The sequence below is a fragment of the Skermanella mucosa genome (assembly GCF_016765655.2).
Taxonomy (GTDB): domain Bacteria; phylum Pseudomonadota; class Alphaproteobacteria; order Azospirillales; family Azospirillaceae; genus Skermanella; species Skermanella mucosa.
Genome location: NZ_CP086106.1, coordinates 1,350,244 through 1,367,545, shown reverse-complemented (window position 1 = coordinate 1,367,545; position 17,302 = coordinate 1,350,244). Strand labels below are relative to the sequence as shown.

The following is a 17,302-nucleotide window of genomic DNA, read 5'->3' as shown; positions in this document are numbered from 1 at the left end:
TCCTAGGCGGCGGGCAGTGCGGCGGCGGGAACCGCACGGGTAGGGGTGTGGCGGCTCATGCTCTGCAGGCCGGCGACATCAAGGATCAGTGCGACGCGCCCGTCGCCCAGGATGGTGGCGGCGGAGACGCCGTCCAGCCGCTGAAAGTTGCTTTCCAGGCTCTTGATGACGACCTGCTGTTGGCCGAGCACCTCGTCCACCACCAAGCCGAGGCGCCCGCCTTCCTCCGTCTCCACCAGCACGACCAGCCCCCGCGTCGGGTCGCCGATCGCGCCGTCGATGCGGAACAGGCGGTCGACATAGACCAGCCGCACATACTCGCCGCGCGCCATGATAACGTCGCATTGGTTGGCGACGCTCTGCAGGTCGGCTTTGCGGGGCCGCAGGCTTTCGATGATGTTGGTCAGGGGCAGGACAAAGCGCTGCTCGCCGACCGAAATGACCATCCCGTCCAGCACGGCCAGGGTGAGCGGAAGCGACAGCACGAAGCGCGTGCCGACGCCGGGCGTCGAATGGACGCCGATCCGTCCGCCGAGGCTGGCGATGTTGCGCCGGACGACGTCCATGCCGACTCCGCGTCCCGAAATGGCCGAGACGGCGTCCGCGGTGGAGAATCCGGGCAGAAAGATGAGGTTGTCGATCTCCTCGTCCGACAGGCTGGCACCGGCGGGGACGAGTCCCTGCTCGATCGCCTTCTGGAGCACCCGCTTCCGGTTGATCCCCCGTCCGTCGTCGGCCACCTCGATCACGATCCGGCCGGAGCGGTGCTGGGCGGAAAGATGGACGGTACCGCTGCGCGGCTTGCCCACCGTCTCCCGCTCGTCCGGCGTTTCCAGGCCGTGGTCGATCGAGTTGCGGATCATGTGGGTCAGCGGATCGACCAGGTTCTCGACCACGGTCTTGTCGACCTCGGTGGTCTCGCCCGAGGTGGCGAGCATGACTTCCTTGCCGGTCTGGGCGGCGACCTCGCGGACCAGCCGGGGCATGCGGGAGAAGACGGACCGGACCTGCTGCGCCCGGATCGCCATCACGCTCTCCTGAAGCTCGCGGGTATGGCGGCTCAGCTCCTCCAGCCCTTCGACCAATTGCTGGAGCGTGCCGGGCGGCACGTCGCGGAGCTGCTCGCTGATCATCGCCTGGGTGATGACCATCTCCCCGACCAGGTTGACCAGCCTGTCCACCTTGTCAAGGTCGACGCGGATGGTGTGCCCGCCCAGCCCACCGCTGCCACTGCCACCGCCACCGCCACCGCCGGCAGCGGCGGAACCGGCGCCGCCCTCCGGCCGCGCCGGGGAGGCCTGGGCGCCTTCCACCGCGCCGGCCTCATAGACGGTCAGCTGGCCCGGCGGTACATAGGGCAGGTTCTCCGCGAACAGGCCGAACGCCTCCTCCTCCCCGCCATCGGCGGGTCCGGTGGTCTCGACGATATCCACCTGGCAGTCGTCCACGACGAATTCGAAGACGTCGCGGATCGCGGCCTCGTCGGTGGTGCCGGTCAGGGCGATCTGCCAGAACAGGTACAGGCTCTCCCCGTCCAGCTCGAAGAGCGGCGGGACCCGCCCCATGTCGCAGACCACCTCGGCCTGGCCGAGCCGCTTGAGCGCCCTGAGCAGGAAGGCGGGCTCGTTGCCGCTGAGCAGCAGGTCGCTCTTGGGCATGAAATAGATGACGAAGCTGCGCAGGGCGGCGGCCGGCGGCGGCTTGCACGCGGCCTGCGGACGGGGCGCCGCTGTCGGCGCGGCGGAACCGGAGGCGTCCTTCTGGAGGAACCGCTTGAGATCCGAGGCGGATGCGTCGGCCAGCCCGGCCGGAACCGGCAGCCCGTCGCGGGCGCAGGTCAGCAGCCGGGCCATGACGTCGTTGGCCTGGATCAGCACGTCCACCAGCTCGGTCGTGACGCCGATCTGTTGGGCCCGCAGGCGGTCCATGACCGCCTCGAACTCGTGGGTGAAGGTGACCAGCTGGGAGAAGCCGAAGGTGCCGCCGCCGCCCTTGATCGAGTGGACGGCGCGGAACACGGCGTTGATCTCGTCCAGGTCGATGTTCTGCGGCGAGAGGCGCAGCAACCCCGCCTCGGCGACGGCGAGGAGCTCGGCGCATTCGTCGAAATAGGTCGCCTTGAATCGGTCGAGGTCGTCTAGATAGGCGCCGGTCATGGCGGTTTCAGCCCATGACCTTTTGCACGACCTGGATCAGCTTCTCGGGATTGAACGGCTTGACGATCCATCCCGTCGCCCCGGCTGCCCGCCCCTCCTGCTTCTTGGCGTCGTCCGACTCCGTCGTCAGCATCAGGATCGGCACGGTCCGGTGCCCGCCGCTGGCCCTGACCTTCCGGATCAGGCTTATGCCGTCCATGTTGGGCATGTTCAGGTCGGCCAGGATGAGGTCGACCTTGTGGCTCGCCAGCACCACGAGGGCCTGCTGTCCGTCGATGGCCTCGACGACGTCGAACCCGGCACCGCGCAAGGTGAACGAGACCATCTCGCGCATTGTCCGCGAGTCATCGACGGTCAGCACTTTCTTCTTCATTTCAGGCTCCACTCCTTAAGCCAACCGGCCAAGCCGAGGTCCCCGCATACATCCGTCAGGACATCGGACGGCGCGGCGATCGCGAAGCGCTGTCCGGTTCCCTCCGCATGCCGCGTCGCCGCCACGAGCGCCTGCACGGCGGCCGTGCTCGCCCGCTCCACGGTCGCGGCGATCACGACGATGTCCGAATATTCGCTGAAGGCGGCCCGGAGGCTCTCCACCAGGGATGCTGCGACCGGCAGGTCGAGATCGTCCGGCAAGCTCAGGGTTGCCTTGCCGGCCTCGTCCTCGGAATGAATCAGGGGCAATAAATCGGCCACGTTCCATCCACCCCGCGGCCCGGTCAGGCCGACCGGCCAATGCATTTAGCCCTAAATAAATGAAAATTCCGGGTGCGAAGGATTGTCCCGTTGCCTGTCTGTTACCAGAACCGCGGGCACAGGTCCATCGTCAAATACGACTAAAGAGGTAATACCCAGGACATAGCGACGCCCCGCCGCGCTTCCACGCGGTCAGGAACCGCGGGCGGCGCGGCGCCGGGCCACGAACTCGCCCAATTCCTGCCAGGGCGCCGTGTCCCAGTGGCTGCGCGCGCGGCCCGACGGCGACGGCACGATGAAGATCGCGGCGCCGAACAGGGTCTCATCCTGGAGGCCGTACCGGACGGAAGCACGCCGGAAGAAGGTCTTGCCGGCGTTCTTGCTGTCGAAGGCGACCGCGGCCGGCCTGCAGCGGTCGATCTTGGCGACGAAGCCGGAGACGTCGAAACAGTGTTTCGTCAGCTCCTGGTCGCTGCCCCATTCGGTCTTGCACAGGTCGGTCAGTCCCAGCCCGTACCGGATAACCTCCCCGTATTCATGGGGCTTCAGCAATCGGGGCGTCAGGCCGACGAGGTGCAGCGTCGGCCAGAACCGGTTTCCCGGCATGGCGTAATAGGCCGCCGCCTCCTTGGAGGCGCGGCTGGGCGCGGTCCCGCACAGCACGAGGTCGAGGCCGGGGGCAAGGACGTCCGGAAGGATCATGGCAACCGCTTCCGCCCTTCCGCCGGGCCTCGGACCACCTCAAACTTTCGTATAGGTTTCCGGGGACTCAAGTAAGGTTTGACTAACTTTTTATGATATAGCTGAAGCAACTCGTACCTCGGGATTGCTTAGCATGCGTATTCTGCTCGCCGACGACCACAACATGGTTCGGGATGCGCTGAAAAGCTATATCGAACGCTTGGAGCCCGACGCCGAGATCGTGTCGGTCGACAGCTTCACCACGGCTTACAAGGCGGTCGATGAAGCCGGCGACTTCGCCCTGGTCATCCTCGACCTGAGGATGCCCGGGATGGACGGGCTGGACGGGCTGCGCAGGATGCGCGAACGGCTTCCCGACGTTCCCGTGGTGATCATGTCCGGCGGCGCCAGCCACGAGGACGTGCGGACCGCGATCGACCTGGGCGCGCAGGGCTTCCTGCCGAAGACGCTTACCGGCCCGGCGCTGGTCTCGGCGATCCGCCTGATCATGGCGGGGGAGAAGTTCGTCCCTTTCGGCGCGGTGGACGCCCCGGCCTATGAGGCCGCCGAGGCAGACGGCCACGCCCTGCTGACCCAGCGCGAGCGGGAGGTCCTCCAGTACCTCGAGAAAGGCTGGTCCAACAAGGAGATCGCCCGCGCCCTGGAGCTTCAGGAAGTCACCATCAAGCTGCATATCCGCGGCATCTGCCGCAAGCTGGGCGCCAAGAACCGGACCCAGGCCGCGCTGCGGGCGCAGGAGGCGCGCCGACTGCAGTGACGACCCAGCGCGCGGATCACCCAGACGAGGGGCTGGGGCAGCCCCGGGCATCATGGTCGGCCCCGGTCGCCTGCGCGATCCTGGCATCGGCGATGGCGGGACTGACGCTGGCCGGCATCGCCGACTGGCCGACGATGGAAGGCCTGGCGATCGGCCTGGGCATCGGCGCGGCGGCGGCTCTCGCCCTCTGGCGACGGGCACGGGATGCCGAGCGCCGCGGCCAAGCCGGTCGGCGGGCGGAGGCGTCAGCCATGGCCTCCCTGACGCGGCTGCGGGAAGCGATCGACTCGGTTCCGGGAGGCTTCATGCTGCTGGATGCCGCCGGCGCGGTGGTATTCGGCAACGCGGAGTATCTCGGCGCGCGCGGGGAGCTTGCGCCGGCGCCGTCCCCCGCATCCGCCCCCCGCGATGCGCCGTGGGAGGAGACGCTGGGCGACGGCCGGGTGCTCCTGATCGATCGCCGCCGCACGGCGGGGGGAGACACCGTCAGCGTCTTTACCGACATCACGGCCCAGAAGCAGGCCGAACACCTGCTGCGGCACCGGCTGACGGCGCTGGAGGCGTCGGCCGACGGCGTCGCGATCCTCGACCAGGCGGGCACCTTCACCTACCTGAACGACAGCCATGCCCGCATGCACGGCTTCGACGACACCCGCGACCTGCTGGGTCGGAGCTGGCTGTCGCTCTACGCCGCCGCCGAGCGGATCCACCTGCAGTCCGACGCGCTGCCCCGCCTGATCGAGGAGGGGCGCTGGCGCGGGGAGGTGACCGGCCGCCGCCGCGACGGCAGCACCTTCGCCCAGGACCTGACGCTGACCGCGCTCGACGACGGCGGCATGGTCTACATCGTGCGCGACATCAGCGAACGCCGGCGCGCCGAGGAAGAACGCGCCCGGCTGACCGAGCAGTTCCACCAAGCCCAGAAGCTGGAGGCGATCGGCCGGCTGGCCGGCGGCATCGCCCACGACTTCAACAATATCCTGGCCGCCATGATGGGCTACGCCTCGTTCCTGGTCGAGGATCTCGACCCGGCCGCGCCGGAGCACGAATTCGCCGTGCAGCTGATGGTCGCGGGCGAGCGCGCCAAGCGGCTGGTCCAGCAGATCCTGGCCTTCAGCCGGTCCGAGGGCGTGGAGCGCGAGACCGTCAACATGATCGCGGTGCTGGACGAGACGGTCGCCCTGCTGCGCGCGACCCTGCCCAAGTCGATCAACCTGACCTGCCGCGTCGACGCGGTTTCGGCGCTGGTCCACGCCAACCCGACCCAGATGAGCCAGGTCCTGATGAACCTGTGCGTCAACGCGGCCGACGCGATCGGCACCGGGCCGGGGGAACTGGCGCTGGAGATCGACATGCCGACCCTGGACGGCGGCTGCGCGGAGGGGCTGCGCGAGGCGCTGGACCTGCGGGGCGACCTGATACCGGCCCGGATGGGTCCCGGCGAGCGTCCCGGCTCGACCTGCATGTGGATCGGCGTGCTGCCGATCAACCGGGACCATCCGGTCCGCTACGTGCGGCTGACCGTGTCCGACAACGGATCCGGGATGCCGGTCGAGGTGATGGGGCGCATGCTGGAGCCCTTCTTCACCACCAAGGGCATCGGCAAGGGCACCGGGCTCGGGCTGGCCGCCGTGCACGGCATCGTCAGCGCCCATCGCGGCGCGATGATGGTCGAGAGCAAGCCCGGCGAGGGAACCCGCTTCCAGGTCTACCTGCCGACCCTGGAGGGCGCCGTGGTCGAGCAGGCCCACTGGGCGGCCAACGCGCCGCGCGGCAGCGAGCGCATCCTGATCGTCGACGACGAGGACATGGTGTCCAGCGTGATCGCCCAGGGCCTGGAGCGGCTGGGCTACGAGGTCGGCTGCTGCATCAGCGCGGAGGAGGCGCTGTCCGTGATCCGCGAGGAGCCGGGCGCCTGGGACCTCGTGATTTCCGACCAGATGATGCCGGGAATGTCGGGCCAGGAGCTGGCGGCCCGGCTGGCGGAGGATTTCCCTCGGCTGCCGGTGATCCTGTGCAGTGGCTACGGCGATCCGGTCACCGAGCTGGGCCTGGACCCGGAGATCGGGCAGATCCTGATCAAGCCTGTCGAAGCCGGGATACTGGCACAAACGGTGCGCCGCATGCTGGACCAGCGCTGACCGGACGCTTGCCATCGGCGAGCATATCCCCGACTTTCCAGTCCGAGGCCTGTTGCACCGGGATCGACGTTCGAGCCGGCACAGCGAACCAGGGAAGAAGCGCGACCATGACCCAGCAAACCCGGGAGGCGGACGTCACCGCCGCCCTGCTCATCATCGGCAACGAGATCCTGTCGGGGCGGACCAAGGATGCCAACCTGCCCTTCCTGGCGGAGAAGCTGAACGGCATCGGCATCCGCCTGCGCGAGGCCAGGGTCGTCCCCGACCTGGAGGCCGAGATCATCGACGCGGTCAACGCGCTGCGCGCCCGCTATACCTATGTCTTCACCACGGGCGGCATCGGCCCGACCCACGACGACATCACGTCGGAATGCATCGCGAAGGCGTTCGGCGTGGCGCTGGAACGGAACGCCGAGGCGGTCGCGCGGCTGCAGGCCCACTACAAGACGGACCAGATCAACGAGGCGCGCCTGCGCATGGCCAATGTCCCGGCCGGGGGAATCCTGATCGACAACCCCGTCAGCAAGGCTCCCGGCTTCCAGATCGGCAATGTTTTCGTGCTGGCCGGCGTGCCGATGATCATGCAGGGCATGGTGGAAAACCTGCTCCCCCGGCTGCGCGGCGGCGCCCGCATGCTGGCCCGGACGGTGAGCTGCGGCCTGCCGGAGGGAACGCTGGCCGAAGGCCTGGAAGCCGTGCAGAAGCGATTCCCCGAGATCGAGATCGGCAGCTATCCCTATCTTCGGAACAAGGAATACGGCGTCAGCCTGGTCCTGCACGGCACCGACGAGGCCATGCTGGAGGAAGCGACCGGAGAGGTGGCGGCCCTGGTCCGCGATCTGGGCGGCGAGCCGTCGGTCACGGTGGGGTATTCCTGAGGGAGTAAGACTGACGGCTGGTTCCGGCGAATCACGCCAGCGACAGTTTGACGCAGGGCTTGGGCATCCCACCTACCTCTCCATGAGGTCATTCGAGAAGCGCCTGGTGATGTTCCTTCTGAAGCACCTGACGAGCGGTGCGGCGGGCGGCGGCGTGCTGGGAATGGGCCTGCTGCTGCTCGACATCGCCAGCCTGCGCACCCTGATGGGGCAGAGCGACGGCGGCGTCCTTGCCATCCTGCTGCTGTTCTTCGGACTGATGGCGACGTTCGGGACCGTCGCCATCGCCATAGGCGTCATGACGATGAACGGCATGTTCGACCACGACTGACGGGACGGGGTTTCGGGTCAGAACGGCCCGAAGGTCTCGTACGCGAACATCAGTCCGACCAGGATCGCGAGCCACACAGCCACCTTTGGCAGCCACCCGCCGCCGCGGTTCATGCGGAAGGCCGCCGGTCCAACCAAGATGGCGACCAGCAGCAGGGATGTCAGACCGAGCCAATTGATGTTGTCCATGCCCCGCTAGATGGCTTTGCAACCGCCTTCGGCAAGATGCTTGCGGGGCGTGCGTGGGCGGATTAGGGTGTCTCGCTGCTCCCCCGTGCCCGCTTGGCGGAATTGGTAGACGCAAGGGACTTAAAATCCCTCGACCTTTGGTCGTGCCGGTTCGATCCCGGCAGCGGGCACCAGTCGGGAGACCCAGAGCGGTACCCGATCAGGTCGTGTGGATCGGGTCGACCCGGTCGGAAACTCCATTATCAGGCCGGCCAGCATCCGGCATGGGATGAAGAAAATTGGCCACAGATGACCGCGATATACTCAGATGATCCGGTCCGTATCTTTGTCCATCGCCGTAATCTGTGGCAAGAACCTGATTTACGTTCGCGTCGCCCCCGTTAGCGCGGTACCCGATCAGCTTGACCCGCCCGGGGCAGCCGAACCGATGCGTTGGGCCACGGCCCAACGCATCGCGACGAGTGGAACGGCAGGCCGTGGAACCACTCTAGACCGCGGCAAGGGCGTACAGGCGGGCCTCGGTGCGGGACAGCACCCAGCCGTCGAGCTTGACCGTCCGGCCCGCGGCGAAGTCGGCCCGCTGGCGTTCGGCCACGTGCCGGAGCAGGTCGCCGTCCGCAGTCCCGCCATCCGCGCCGTCGCCCACGATGAGCGTGACCAGCTTGGCCGGGTCCGCTTCGTCCGCCGCCGTTTCCAGGTATGCCCGGCCGATGCGGCGGGCCGCCGCCGGGGAGCGCAGCAGGGCGAGCAGCCGCCGGGCTTCCGGCAGGGCGGCGGCGCGGGCCGGTCCCGGCGAGCCGCACAGCAGGACCGCCGCGGCAGTGGCAGTGGCAGTGGCAGTGGCGAGGAGTTCACGTCGGTTCATCTTCGGTCTCCGCTCGGGATGTTCCCCCAATTTAACTCAGCCGGCTCAACTCAGCCGGCTCCGCAGGTGTCCCGCCAGGCGCACGGCCAACGCCACGATGTTCACGGTCACCATGGTGGCGCCCGACGTGGGCATCACCGACCCGCCGGCCACGTAAAGATTGTCGATGCCGTGGACCCGGCAGTCGCCATCGACGACACCGCGGCGGGGATCGGTGCTCATCCGGGTCGTCCCCATGAAATGGGCCGAGGAGTCGACGCCCTTGGGCCACGGGTCGGCTTCGGAGTCGAACTCCACCTGGAGACGCCCGACGCCGAGTGCCCCGAACTGCTCCGCCAGCAGTTTCTGGGTCCTGATGATCGTGCGCTTGTCCAGGTCGTTCAACCGCCAATCCAGGACCAGCTTCCTTTGCCCCAGTGCGTCGAGATCGTCCCCGAGCATGACCCGGCTGTCCCGGTCGGGCGCTTGCTCGCAGAAGAACCGGGTCTGGAGGATCTTGTAGCTGCGGTCGCCGAAACTCCGGGCATAGAGGGCCTTCACCACCTCGTCCAGGTCGCCGACCACGATCCCGAGATCACGCAACAGGTTGGGTGGCATGCGGCCATGGACGATCTGCTTGGCGATCCGTCGCATGGCGACGAAGCCGGGAGTCTTTTCGCCTTCGTAGCTTTCCTCGAAGAACACGACGCTGTTCAGGATACCCTCGCGCTCCTGCGCGGCGCGGCTGGGCTGCAGCGCGTCGATGAAGGGGTTTATCTCGCTGAGGAAACGCTGCTCCCACCCGAGGGTCGCGTAATAGCTGGCGGTTCCTTCCGGCAGCGACAGCATCGCCCGCCCGGTGCGGAGAGTCGTGTGCGCCATGAAGTAGCGGCCGACCAGGTCGTGGTCATTGCCCAGCCCCCGGGGGCGAACGCGGTTCGACAGCAGCAGCAGGCGCGCGTTCTCGATTCCCGACGCCAGGATATAAATGCCCGCGCGGAAGCGGCAGGTCTGCCCGTCGATACCCCGGGTCCTCAGGGCGGTGACCCGGCTGGCCTCCTCGGTGGTTTCGATCTCCACGACATTGGCGTGGAGATAGACGTCGCATCGATTCCCCGGCCTGGCCAGCGCTGTCCGATAGACCTCGCCGAAGCGGGTCGGCGGGCTTTTCAGCATGATCTTCTCGCCGATCGGATCGCCCGCCAGGGCGATCCGCCGCTCCCGGAAGGACGCGGACTGCGCCGCCCAGTAGTCGGCCGAGAAATTGCCCGACGGCAGCTCGCAATATTCGTAGGCCTTGGGATAGCTGTCATCCAGCTCCGTTTTCGGGAACGGCCAGCCGCTGTCCGGCACCCAGGCGCGTTCCTCGAAATCATGCTCGTCGAGCGGCGCGCAATTGCCACCCCAGTGGCCTGTGGTTCCGCCGAAATAACGCAGGCGGCTCCACAGCAGATCGACCCGATGTTCGCCGACGCAGTCGCCGTCATTCAAGGCCTGGATATCGTCCTCGAAGTCCAGACCGCCGCTTTCTAGAAGACAGACACGAAAATCATGCCCTAGAAGTTCCATTGCCAACGTAATGCCGGCAGCACCGGCGCCAACTATACAGACGTCGGTTTCAATTGATGTTCCGTTGGTCAAGCTGCGAAGATCCGTGATCATCGTATTACTTACCAAGTTCACCAAAATTTGGTTTCCGCAAGAGATGAGTTATATAGCTCCCGGCTAGCCGGGAATGTCCATACGCCCTTTTGGATAAGACCTTGGGAGTTTTCCTTAATCGAAATCGCCATAACGCGATTAAAATAATAAATACCAAGTATTGAACAGCTCTTCATTATGCCATTCAAATTATCAATCAGGTTGGAGACATCCACGTAAGAATGGCCCGATTCCGCGGGCCTGACGGAGCAATAACGCTTCTGACTCGGCATGACCTCGCGGTGCGGGCATTCCGGATGCAATTTCTTTTAAAGAAATTTTTAATTTATCTACACATTCTGCCATCTCTTTTTGCAGGATCGGCGAAACGAAGTTTCCAGCGAGGGATCATCGCAGAAGCATGAGACCTGCAAGCCGCTTGAACCGCACATTTCGTGACATACACCAGAATCACGTATTTATTCTGTAATGTGAAAATATAACTCGGCCTTCTAAAATAATTATTCCGTAATTTTACTGAAGCCATGATCAAATGAACTTCGGATGACATGCTATTGGAGAAACGTGCCACCATTTTCTTACCATTGCATGGGGCACTTTATCTTCTTCCGGTTAAAATTTGCGCATTCGAGTGCCCGATCGGCCTAAAACAGCTTAGCATTTGACCCTCGGCGACAACCCTCTGATAGTAAATCATGAACCGATGGAGATTCGCGAAAGATCAACTCAATTCGCATCAAAAAAACCTCCTGAAGCTTCATGTATTCGGATGCCAAGATATTCAAGAGTTTTGTCAATGATGCCCTGGAAGTTTTGAATGGTGCGGCGAGGCCGAGCAACCCTGATTACTGCCACGGCTTTGTCGATGCCGATACACGCCCTACCCCGTAACCGGTCGTTCGCGGCACGATCGATCAAACGCCACCTTCCGTCTGTGACGGCAAACTCATGTGAGCACCATGATCAGCATCGTCATGCCATCGTACAATTCTTCGGCCTTCATCCGTGAAGCCATCGACAGCGTCATCGCCCAGACCTTTCCCCATTTCGAGCTTCTGGTCTGTGACGATGGCTCCACGGACGACACCATCGGGATCGTCGAGGAACTGGCCGGTAAGGACGGGCGGATCAGGCTCATCCGCAACCAGCATGGCGGCGTCAGCAGGAACTGCAATGTCGGCCTGCGGGAGGCCCGGTTTCCCTGGATCGCGCGGCTCGATGCCGACGACATCGCCGTGCCGGACCGGCTTGAAACCCAGGTCAGGGCAGCGGAACGTCATCCGGACGTGGTCTGCTGGGGTGGCGGTGCCCGCCTTATCAGCCGTCACGGCCGCCGCCTGCGCGGAACCCAGCTCGGGCCGGTGAATGCCTCGGAATTCGAAGAGGCTCGCCGAACCGGCAAGGTGATCTATGTGCTCGGCCCGACCGTCATGTTCAGACGCGACCTCGCCCTGGAACTCGGCGGGTACGATCCGCGTTTCGACGGCGCCGAGGACATCGAACTGTTGAGCCGGCTGGCCGACCGCGGCCAGGTCCGGACACTGCCCAAGGTCCTGACCCATTACCGGATCCACGGCCAGAGCGTGACGGCCCATCGGTCCGCCAAGCAGCGCGTGCTGTTCTCCTTCATCGAGGCGAGGAACAGGGCTCGCCTGGCCGGCTGCGACCTGGAACTGGACGATTTCGTCGCGGCACGGTCGGCACGGCCGGCCATCGTGCGGTTGCGCGAGGCGGTGGCCGGGGTGGGCAGCCAATACTACCGCAATACCAGCATCCATTTCGCGGAACGGCGGCTGTTCAAGGCCGTTGGCACCGCATCGGTGGCATTGGCGCTTCAACCCGTCACCACGTCGCAGCGATTCGGCGGACGGGTCGCGCGAGGCATCAGCCGCCGGATCGCCGAGGCGGCCGGTATCGGCGGGCGCGGGATGGAACTGGCACCGGAAACCGGCGACCAGCCGGTCCGCTGAGGAGCGGACCGGCCTTCCCGGTAATTCGCCGGGGCTGGGACAAGTCAGAACGCCTGGACAATCAGCATGAAGGCGAGACACAGCAGGGCGATGCCGGCCGAATAGAGCGACAGGTTCCTGACCAGTTCACCGATGTCGGACATATGCCGCTCCTCGACTCGGAATGGACCGCCGGCGATGAAGCACATCCCGGGCCGCCCGTTCCGCCTCGGCGGGGCTGCGGAAGGATTTGCGGTCAAGGGCCCCGAAAGCCCGGTCGGCGGCGAAGAAGATGAAGCGGTTGGCGTCGGCGACGACGACGCCGGCCTGGTTTCCTTGAACTTCGATGGCGTATGCACGCGCGGGGGTCATGGCACGGCTCCGATGCCTATGCGGAGGCCGGCACTCCTGTGCCGCCTCCGGTCTGATACGGGATAGGGGCGAACGTGGCCGCGATCAGCGACAACGGATCGGCATTTTCCTGAAGCCGCGCGCGGAAGGTCCGGGGCGATGGGCCGTGGACATGATCGGTCTCCTCGAATTCGAGCCACGATCCTGTTCGTGGCGCTTTAGCGTTTGGTGACGCGGCGCAAGCTGAGTCCATCAAATGCCCGCGGACCCCGAAGGGTCGCCGTCATATTTGCGGCCAAATCCCATCAGGTCAACAGGATATCCCAAATTATATGTGGATCTTTTGTTTCCACATTATTATTAAGTTAAAATCCGGCGAACAGAATCCTGGCTGGCACCGGGATCGCGGCGCCTTAACGGCCGCCGCCTCTCCCGTCGTCCCGCGAAAGCTTGCCGACAGCTCCGTCGACAAGCGCGCCAAGGCGGTCGATCTCGCGCTGCAGTTCGGCGATCCGGCCCCGAACCGCCGCGATGTCGGTCTCGCCGCCCGGCGCATCGGACGGCGGCATCGGCGTTTCGGGCGGCGATCCGCCCGCCGTTCCCGGCTGCCACGCCGAGATGCCGCTGTCACTTGCTTCCGGCACGGCGGGAGGCACCGCCTCCGTCCTCGGCGGCGCTTCGCTGTCTTTCGAGTTTTCGTCAGCCATGGTCGATCCTCTTGCGCTGGCGCTGTCCAACCGTGTTTCGGCGACCGCACGTGAGCGCGCGGCGGCACCGGATACAACAGATCCTACTCGCGGAGGTGCCGTCCGGCGATTCCATCCAGCGCCGCCGCGCCGCCGCCGAACTGAGAATTGCCGCTTGATTTCTGACAGGCCACGTGCAGCCAAGGCAGGCTTTGCACGATTCCCAACCCGAAAGGGGGGTTCTGGTGATGCAGCGTTGTGACAACTCCGCCCCAAGAGACAGGGCCAACGGGAAAGCGCTGGACAGAAGCCATTCTTCATTACCTCTTAGTGTTCGTGGCTTATAGACGCCCGACGTTGTGCAAGATCCGAAACCAGTGATTATCGAGGAGCACCATGAATCGAGCCGAACTCGTGGCCGCCGTGGCCGACCAGACGGGGCAGACGAAAGCGGATGCCGGCAAGGCGGTCGACGCCGCGTTCACTGTCATCGCCCAGGCTTTGGCGTCCGGCGACGAGGTCAAGGTTCCGAACTTCGGCAGCTTCAGCGTGGCTGAACGGGCCGCTCGCGAAGGGCGCAATCCCCAGAGCGGCGAGAAGATCACCATCGCTGCGTCGAAGCAGGCGAAGTTTTCGGCAGCCAAGGGCCTCAAGGACGCCCTGAACGGCTGACCGAGCGGAAAGCCGGCGGATTACCCATTCGCGCTCCAGGACTGGTATCCCGGAGCGCCGGCGTCGGAACGGTGCCGCCCCCTGCATCGTCCTTGATTATTCCGCCGCCCCGGTACCGGGCCGTCCATTCAGGGCGGCTCCGGACATACGGAACGGCGGACCAGAAAGCCGCAGTGAAGCGCCCCGGAAGCACCAGCTTCCGGGGCGTTCGCTATTGGAAGCGCGGATGCTTCGCGTCGCCCGCTCCGAGCAGGTGCCCCCCCGATTGCTCTTTTGGGATAAACACGGCCCAAATTAGTCCGCGCGATCAATGCCGGTCGCCGCTGTTGTGGTTGCACATCTGGATCGACAATCACGAGAGGTTCGCCCCCCATGACGAACACGGACGACACATCGGCACGCGGCGCAAATCCTGACAAGATAGGCGTCTATTCGACCGGCAGCGACACCGCCGCCTCCACCACCGCCGGGACGGCCGGCGCCAGTTCCCTCGGGACCGCGTCGACCGCAGCCGGTTCGACCGACACGGCGGGTGACGCGAACCGCAAGGCCAGCGCGGCGACGGCGGCTTCGCCCGCGAAATGGATCATTCCCGCCGTCGTGGTGGTCCTGATCATCCTCGCCCTGCTCTACCTGTTCTGATAAGGCCCCAAGACATGGCGGATCGACCGGACGACCAGACACGGCCGCAGACCATTCCGGTTGTCGAGGAAGAGCTGAGGATCGGCACGCGCGAGGTCGAGACCGGCCGGGTCCGGGTACGGACCGTGACGCGCGAGCACGAACAGGCGATCGACCAGGCATTGGCATCCGTCGCCGTCGACGTGGAAAGGGTCGCGATCGACCGGGAAATCCACGAGACGCCGGAAGTCTACGACGACGGCGAAACGCTGGTGATACCGGTCGTCGAAGAACGCCTTGTCGTCGAAAAGCGGCTGTTCCTGCGCGAGGAGATCCATATCCGTCGCCGCAGGACGGAAAGCCGCCATCAGGAAAACGTAACGCTCCGGTCGCAGGACGTAATCGTCGAGCGCGAGACCGCCGACGGCGATCCGACCGGATCATCCACAGCAAAAGAAAGCGCCAAGCAATGACAAAGACCGTCGTCGCCCTTTACGACAGTGCCGCCGAAGCCGAAGGCGTCACCCGCGATCTTTCCGCCGCCGGCTTCACCGGCACCGAGACCATCGACAGTTCCTCAATCGGCTCCGCCGGGTTGTCCGGCGCCGGTGCCTCCGACCCGTCGCTGGGCGCCGGATCGATGGCCGCCGGCGTGCCCGGCATTACCGGCGCTGCCGGGATGACCACAGGGACCGGGACGGCGGCGACGCCCGGCACCGCGTCGGGCGGCATCCTGAGCCGTCTTCGCAGCGCCGGCGTTCCCGAGGACGACTCCCATGTCTATGCCGAGGGCGTCCGCCGCGGCGGCGCGCTGGTGATCGCCCGCCTGGCCGACGACAATGTCGAGCGCGGCCTGGAGATCATGAGCAACCATGGCGCGGTGGACATCGACGAGCGCGGCTCGCGCTGGCGTTCCGAGGGCTGGAGCCGCTACGACGAGGATGCCGGCCCCTATACCGGCACCGGCCTGACCGAGGCCGCGTCGTCCATGCGGACCTCCAACACCACGACCGGCGACCGGACTGCCGCCGGCGAGGAGACCGTGATCCCGATCGCCGAGGAGGAGATCGCCGTCGGCAAGCGGCAGGTCCAGGGCGGCGGCGTCCGGGTCCGCAGCTACGTGGTCGAGACGCCGGTCGAGGAAAGCGTCCGGCTGCGCGAGGAATCGGTCCATGTGGAACGCCGCGCGGTCGATCGTCCCGTCGATGCCGGGGCTGACGCCTTCCGGGAGCGGACCGTCAACCTGACGGAGACCTCCGAGGAGGCCGTCGTTTCCAAGACCGCCCGCATCACCGAGGAGGTCGTGGTCGGCAAGGATGTCACCGAGCGGACCGAGCATGTCTCGGACACGGTGCGCCGAACCGAGGTGGACGTCGATCGGGCCGTCGATACCGACCGGACCGCTACCGACCGCGCGGTCGATCGCGACCGCGACATCTGAGGACGGAGCCCGGGGCCTTCGGGTCCCCGGCAGTTCCAGGGACTACCGATCCCCGACGGCGCTTCCGGCGCCGCCGGGGATTTCCTATGAAAGGGTTGGATCACGTGCCGTTCGGAAAAGCCTGGCGGATTCTGGTAACCGCTTTCAACGGGTGGCTTGAGGACCGGGCAGCCAGCATGGGCGCGGCGATCGCGTTCTATACCTTGTTCTCGCTGGCGCCGATGCTGCTGCTGATCATCGCGATCACCGGGCTGGTGTTCGGGCCCGAGGCGGCGCAGGGGGCCCTGATGGGCCAGTTGGAGGGCATGATGGGCCGCGAGGGTGCCGCGGCGCTCCAGGCCATGATCGCCAGCGCCGGGAAGCCGGTCTCCGGGACGATCGCGACCGTTGTCGCCCTGGTCACGCTGATCGTCGGCGCCACGACCGTGTTCGCCGAACTCCAGTCCTCGCTCAACGTCATCTGGAAGGCCGAGCCGCCGCAGGGATCGAGCGTCGTGTGGCTGGTCAAGGTACGCCTGCTGAGCCTGTCGCTGATCGGCGCCATCGGCTTCCTGCTGCTGGTCTCGCTGGTCGTGAGCGCGGGATTGACGGCGTTGAGCGACTATCTCGCCGGCATCATGCCGGGCCTCGACCTCATGATGCAGGTGACCAACCTGGTGATCTCGCTGGCCGTGGTCACGACGCTGTTCGCGATGATCTACAAGATGCTGCCGGACGCCCGGATCCCGTGGCGCGACGTCTGGTTCGGCTCCTTCATCACGGCGGTGATGTTCTCGATCGGCAAGCTGCTGATCAGCCTCTACCTGGGAAGCAGCAACATCGCGTCGGCCTACGGCGCCGCCGGCGCCCTGGTGATCGTCCTGATGTGGGTATACTACTCCGCCCAGATCTTCCTGTTCGGGGCGGAGATCACCTGGGCCTTCTCCCTGACCCACGGCAGCCGGGCACGCGGCCACGCGCAGCCGGCGGCCCAGGGCCGGGCAGGCTGACAACGGTGGTGGACAACGGCGGCTGACAACGGCGACTGACAAGGCGGGCAGGCTTGCGCGGATCGCGGGCGGCGTGCACAAAGGCCCATGCTTTTCAAGATCCTGCTCATCCTGGCCGTCCTGGCGGCGCTCTTCCCCGCCGTCCGCCGACGCCTGACCCGCGTCGGCTGGGCGGTCTTCGGCGCCGTGGTGCTGTTCCTGCTGGTCGCCTCGATCGCCCAGGGCTGACCGGCGGTCCGGC

General features: G+C 65.9%; 19 protein-coding genes and 1 tRNA gene. 12 read left to right on the top strand and 8 right to left on the bottom strand.

Going from position 1 to position 17,302, the window contains the following annotated elements; translation table 11 throughout:
• Positions 1–2: 2 nt before the first annotated feature.
• From JL100_RS06330 to JL100_RS06315, 4 genes are all read right to left on the bottom strand, one after another.
• On the bottom strand, positions 3–2,156 hold the full coding sequence (locus tag JL100_RS06330) for a chemotaxis protein CheA (protein ID WP_202684781.1): 2,154 nt from the start codon (positions 2,154–2,156) through the stop codon (positions 3–5).
• 7 nt (positions 2,157–2,163) lie between these two features.
• Positions 2,164–2,529, bottom strand: a complete 366-nt coding sequence (locus JL100_RS06325) for a response regulator (RefSeq protein WP_201072913.1) — start codon at positions 2,527–2,529, stop codon at positions 2,164–2,166.
• Positions 2,526–2,849, bottom strand: coding sequence for an STAS domain-containing protein (locus tag JL100_RS06320; protein ID WP_228421099.1), 324 nt, complete (start codon positions 2,847–2,849; stop codon positions 2,526–2,528). The genes JL100_RS06325 and JL100_RS06320 overlap by 4 nt, the downstream gene beginning before the upstream one ends.
• Before the next feature lie 192 nt (positions 2,850–3,041).
• Complete coding sequence (locus tag JL100_RS06315) at positions 3,042–3,551, bottom strand: mismatch-specific DNA-glycosylase (protein WP_202684780.1); 510 nt, start codon at positions 3,549–3,551, stop codon at positions 3,042–3,044.
• 133 nt (positions 3,552–3,684) lie between these two features.
• Here JL100_RS06315 and JL100_RS06310 point away from each other — a divergent pair, with 133 nt between their 5' ends.
• The 4 genes from JL100_RS06310 (at position 3,685) to JL100_RS06295 (ending at position 7,658) form a co-directional block, all read left to right on the top strand.
• Complete coding sequence (locus tag JL100_RS06310; protein ID WP_202684779.1) at positions 3,685–4,308, top strand: response regulator; 624 nt, start codon at positions 3,685–3,687, stop codon at positions 4,306–4,308.
• Positions 4,305–6,449: a hybrid sensor histidine kinase/response regulator gene (locus tag JL100_RS06305; protein WP_202684778.1), complete on the top strand. Its 2,145-nt coding sequence runs from the start codon at positions 4,305–4,307 to the stop codon at positions 6,447–6,449. The genes JL100_RS06310 and JL100_RS06305 overlap by 4 nt, the downstream gene beginning before the upstream one ends.
• A 107-nt stretch (positions 6,450–6,556) precedes the next feature.
• Complete coding sequence (locus tag JL100_RS06300; RefSeq protein WP_202684777.1) at positions 6,557–7,327, top strand: competence/damage-inducible protein A; 771 nt, start codon at positions 6,557–6,559, stop codon at positions 7,325–7,327.
• Positions 7,328–7,436: 109 nt separating this feature from the next.
• Positions 7,437–7,658 (top strand): hypothetical protein, encoded by a 222-nt coding sequence (locus JL100_RS06295; RefSeq protein ID WP_228421318.1) that lies wholly within the window; start codon positions 7,437–7,439, stop codon positions 7,656–7,658.
• 17 nt (positions 7,659–7,675) lie between these two features.
• Here the strand turns inward: JL100_RS06295 and JL100_RS06290 are convergent, their stop codons facing one another.
• On the bottom strand, positions 7,676–7,846 hold the full coding sequence (locus tag JL100_RS06290) for a hypothetical protein (RefSeq protein ID WP_202684775.1): 171 nt from the start codon (positions 7,844–7,846) through the stop codon (positions 7,676–7,678).
• An 87-nt stretch (positions 7,847–7,933) separates the two neighbouring features.
• Here JL100_RS06290 and JL100_RS06285 point away from each other — a divergent pair.
• A tRNA-Leu gene (locus JL100_RS06285) sits at positions 7,934–8,019 on the top strand.
• A gap of 314 nt (positions 8,020–8,333) precedes the next feature.
• Here JL100_RS06285 and JL100_RS06280 read toward each other — a convergent pair.
• The gene (locus JL100_RS06280) at positions 8,334–8,711 is read right to left on the bottom strand and encodes a hypothetical protein (protein WP_202684774.1); all 378 of its coding nucleotides are present in this window, start codon (positions 8,709–8,711) and stop codon (positions 8,334–8,336) included.
• 45 nt (positions 8,712–8,756) lie between these two features.
• Entirely contained in the window at positions 8,757–10,181 is a 1,425-nt protein-coding gene (locus JL100_RS06275) for a GMC oxidoreductase (protein ID WP_202684773.1), read from the bottom strand.
• 1,130 nt (positions 10,182–11,311) lie between these two features.
• Here JL100_RS06275 and JL100_RS06270 point away from each other — a divergent pair.
• Positions 11,312–12,322 carry a glycosyltransferase family 2 protein gene (locus JL100_RS06270; RefSeq protein WP_202684772.1) on the top strand — a complete coding sequence of 337 codons (1,011 nt, stop codon included), beginning with the start codon at positions 11,312–11,314 and terminating at the stop codon, positions 12,320–12,322.
• Between the two features lie 743 nt (positions 12,323–13,065).
• On the opposite strand, the gene JL100_RS06265 is transcribed toward JL100_RS06270, so the two are convergent.
• The gene (locus JL100_RS06265) at positions 13,066–13,359 is read right to left on the bottom strand and encodes a hypothetical protein (RefSeq protein WP_202684771.1); all 294 of its coding nucleotides are present in this window, start codon (positions 13,357–13,359) and stop codon (positions 13,066–13,068) included.
• 375 nt (positions 13,360–13,734) lie between these two features.
• On the opposite strand from JL100_RS06265, the gene JL100_RS06260 reads away from it, so the two are divergent.
• From JL100_RS06260 to JL100_RS06235, 6 genes are all read left to right on the top strand, one after another.
• Complete coding sequence (locus tag JL100_RS06260; protein WP_201072935.1) at positions 13,735–14,010, top strand: HU family DNA-binding protein; 276 nt, start codon at positions 13,735–13,737, stop codon at positions 14,008–14,010.
• Between the two features lie 372 nt (positions 14,011–14,382).
• Positions 14,383–14,652 (top strand): hypothetical protein, encoded by a 270-nt coding sequence (locus JL100_RS06255; RefSeq protein ID WP_202684770.1) that lies wholly within the window; start codon positions 14,383–14,385, stop codon positions 14,650–14,652.
• Positions 14,653–14,666: 14 nt separating this feature from the next.
• Positions 14,667–15,104 (top strand): YsnF/AvaK domain-containing protein, encoded by a 438-nt coding sequence (locus JL100_RS06250; RefSeq protein ID WP_202684769.1) that lies wholly within the window; start codon positions 14,667–14,669, stop codon positions 15,102–15,104.
• Positions 15,101–16,072, top strand: coding sequence for a YsnF/AvaK domain-containing protein (locus tag JL100_RS06245; RefSeq protein WP_202684768.1), 972 nt, complete (start codon positions 15,101–15,103; stop codon positions 16,070–16,072). The genes JL100_RS06250 and JL100_RS06245 overlap by 4 nt, the downstream gene beginning before the upstream one ends.
• A gap of 176 nt (positions 16,073–16,248) precedes the next feature.
• A complete protein-coding gene (locus JL100_RS06240) occupies positions 16,249–17,061 on the top strand; it encodes a YihY/virulence factor BrkB family protein (RefSeq protein ID WP_407696959.1) in 813 nt (270 codons plus the stop codon).
• 87 nt (positions 17,062–17,148) lie between these two features.
• The gene (locus JL100_RS06235) at positions 17,149–17,289 is read left to right on the top strand and encodes a hypothetical protein (protein ID WP_202684766.1); all 141 of its coding nucleotides are present in this window, start codon (positions 17,149–17,151) and stop codon (positions 17,287–17,289) included.
• Positions 17,290–17,302 lie beyond the last annotated feature (13 nt).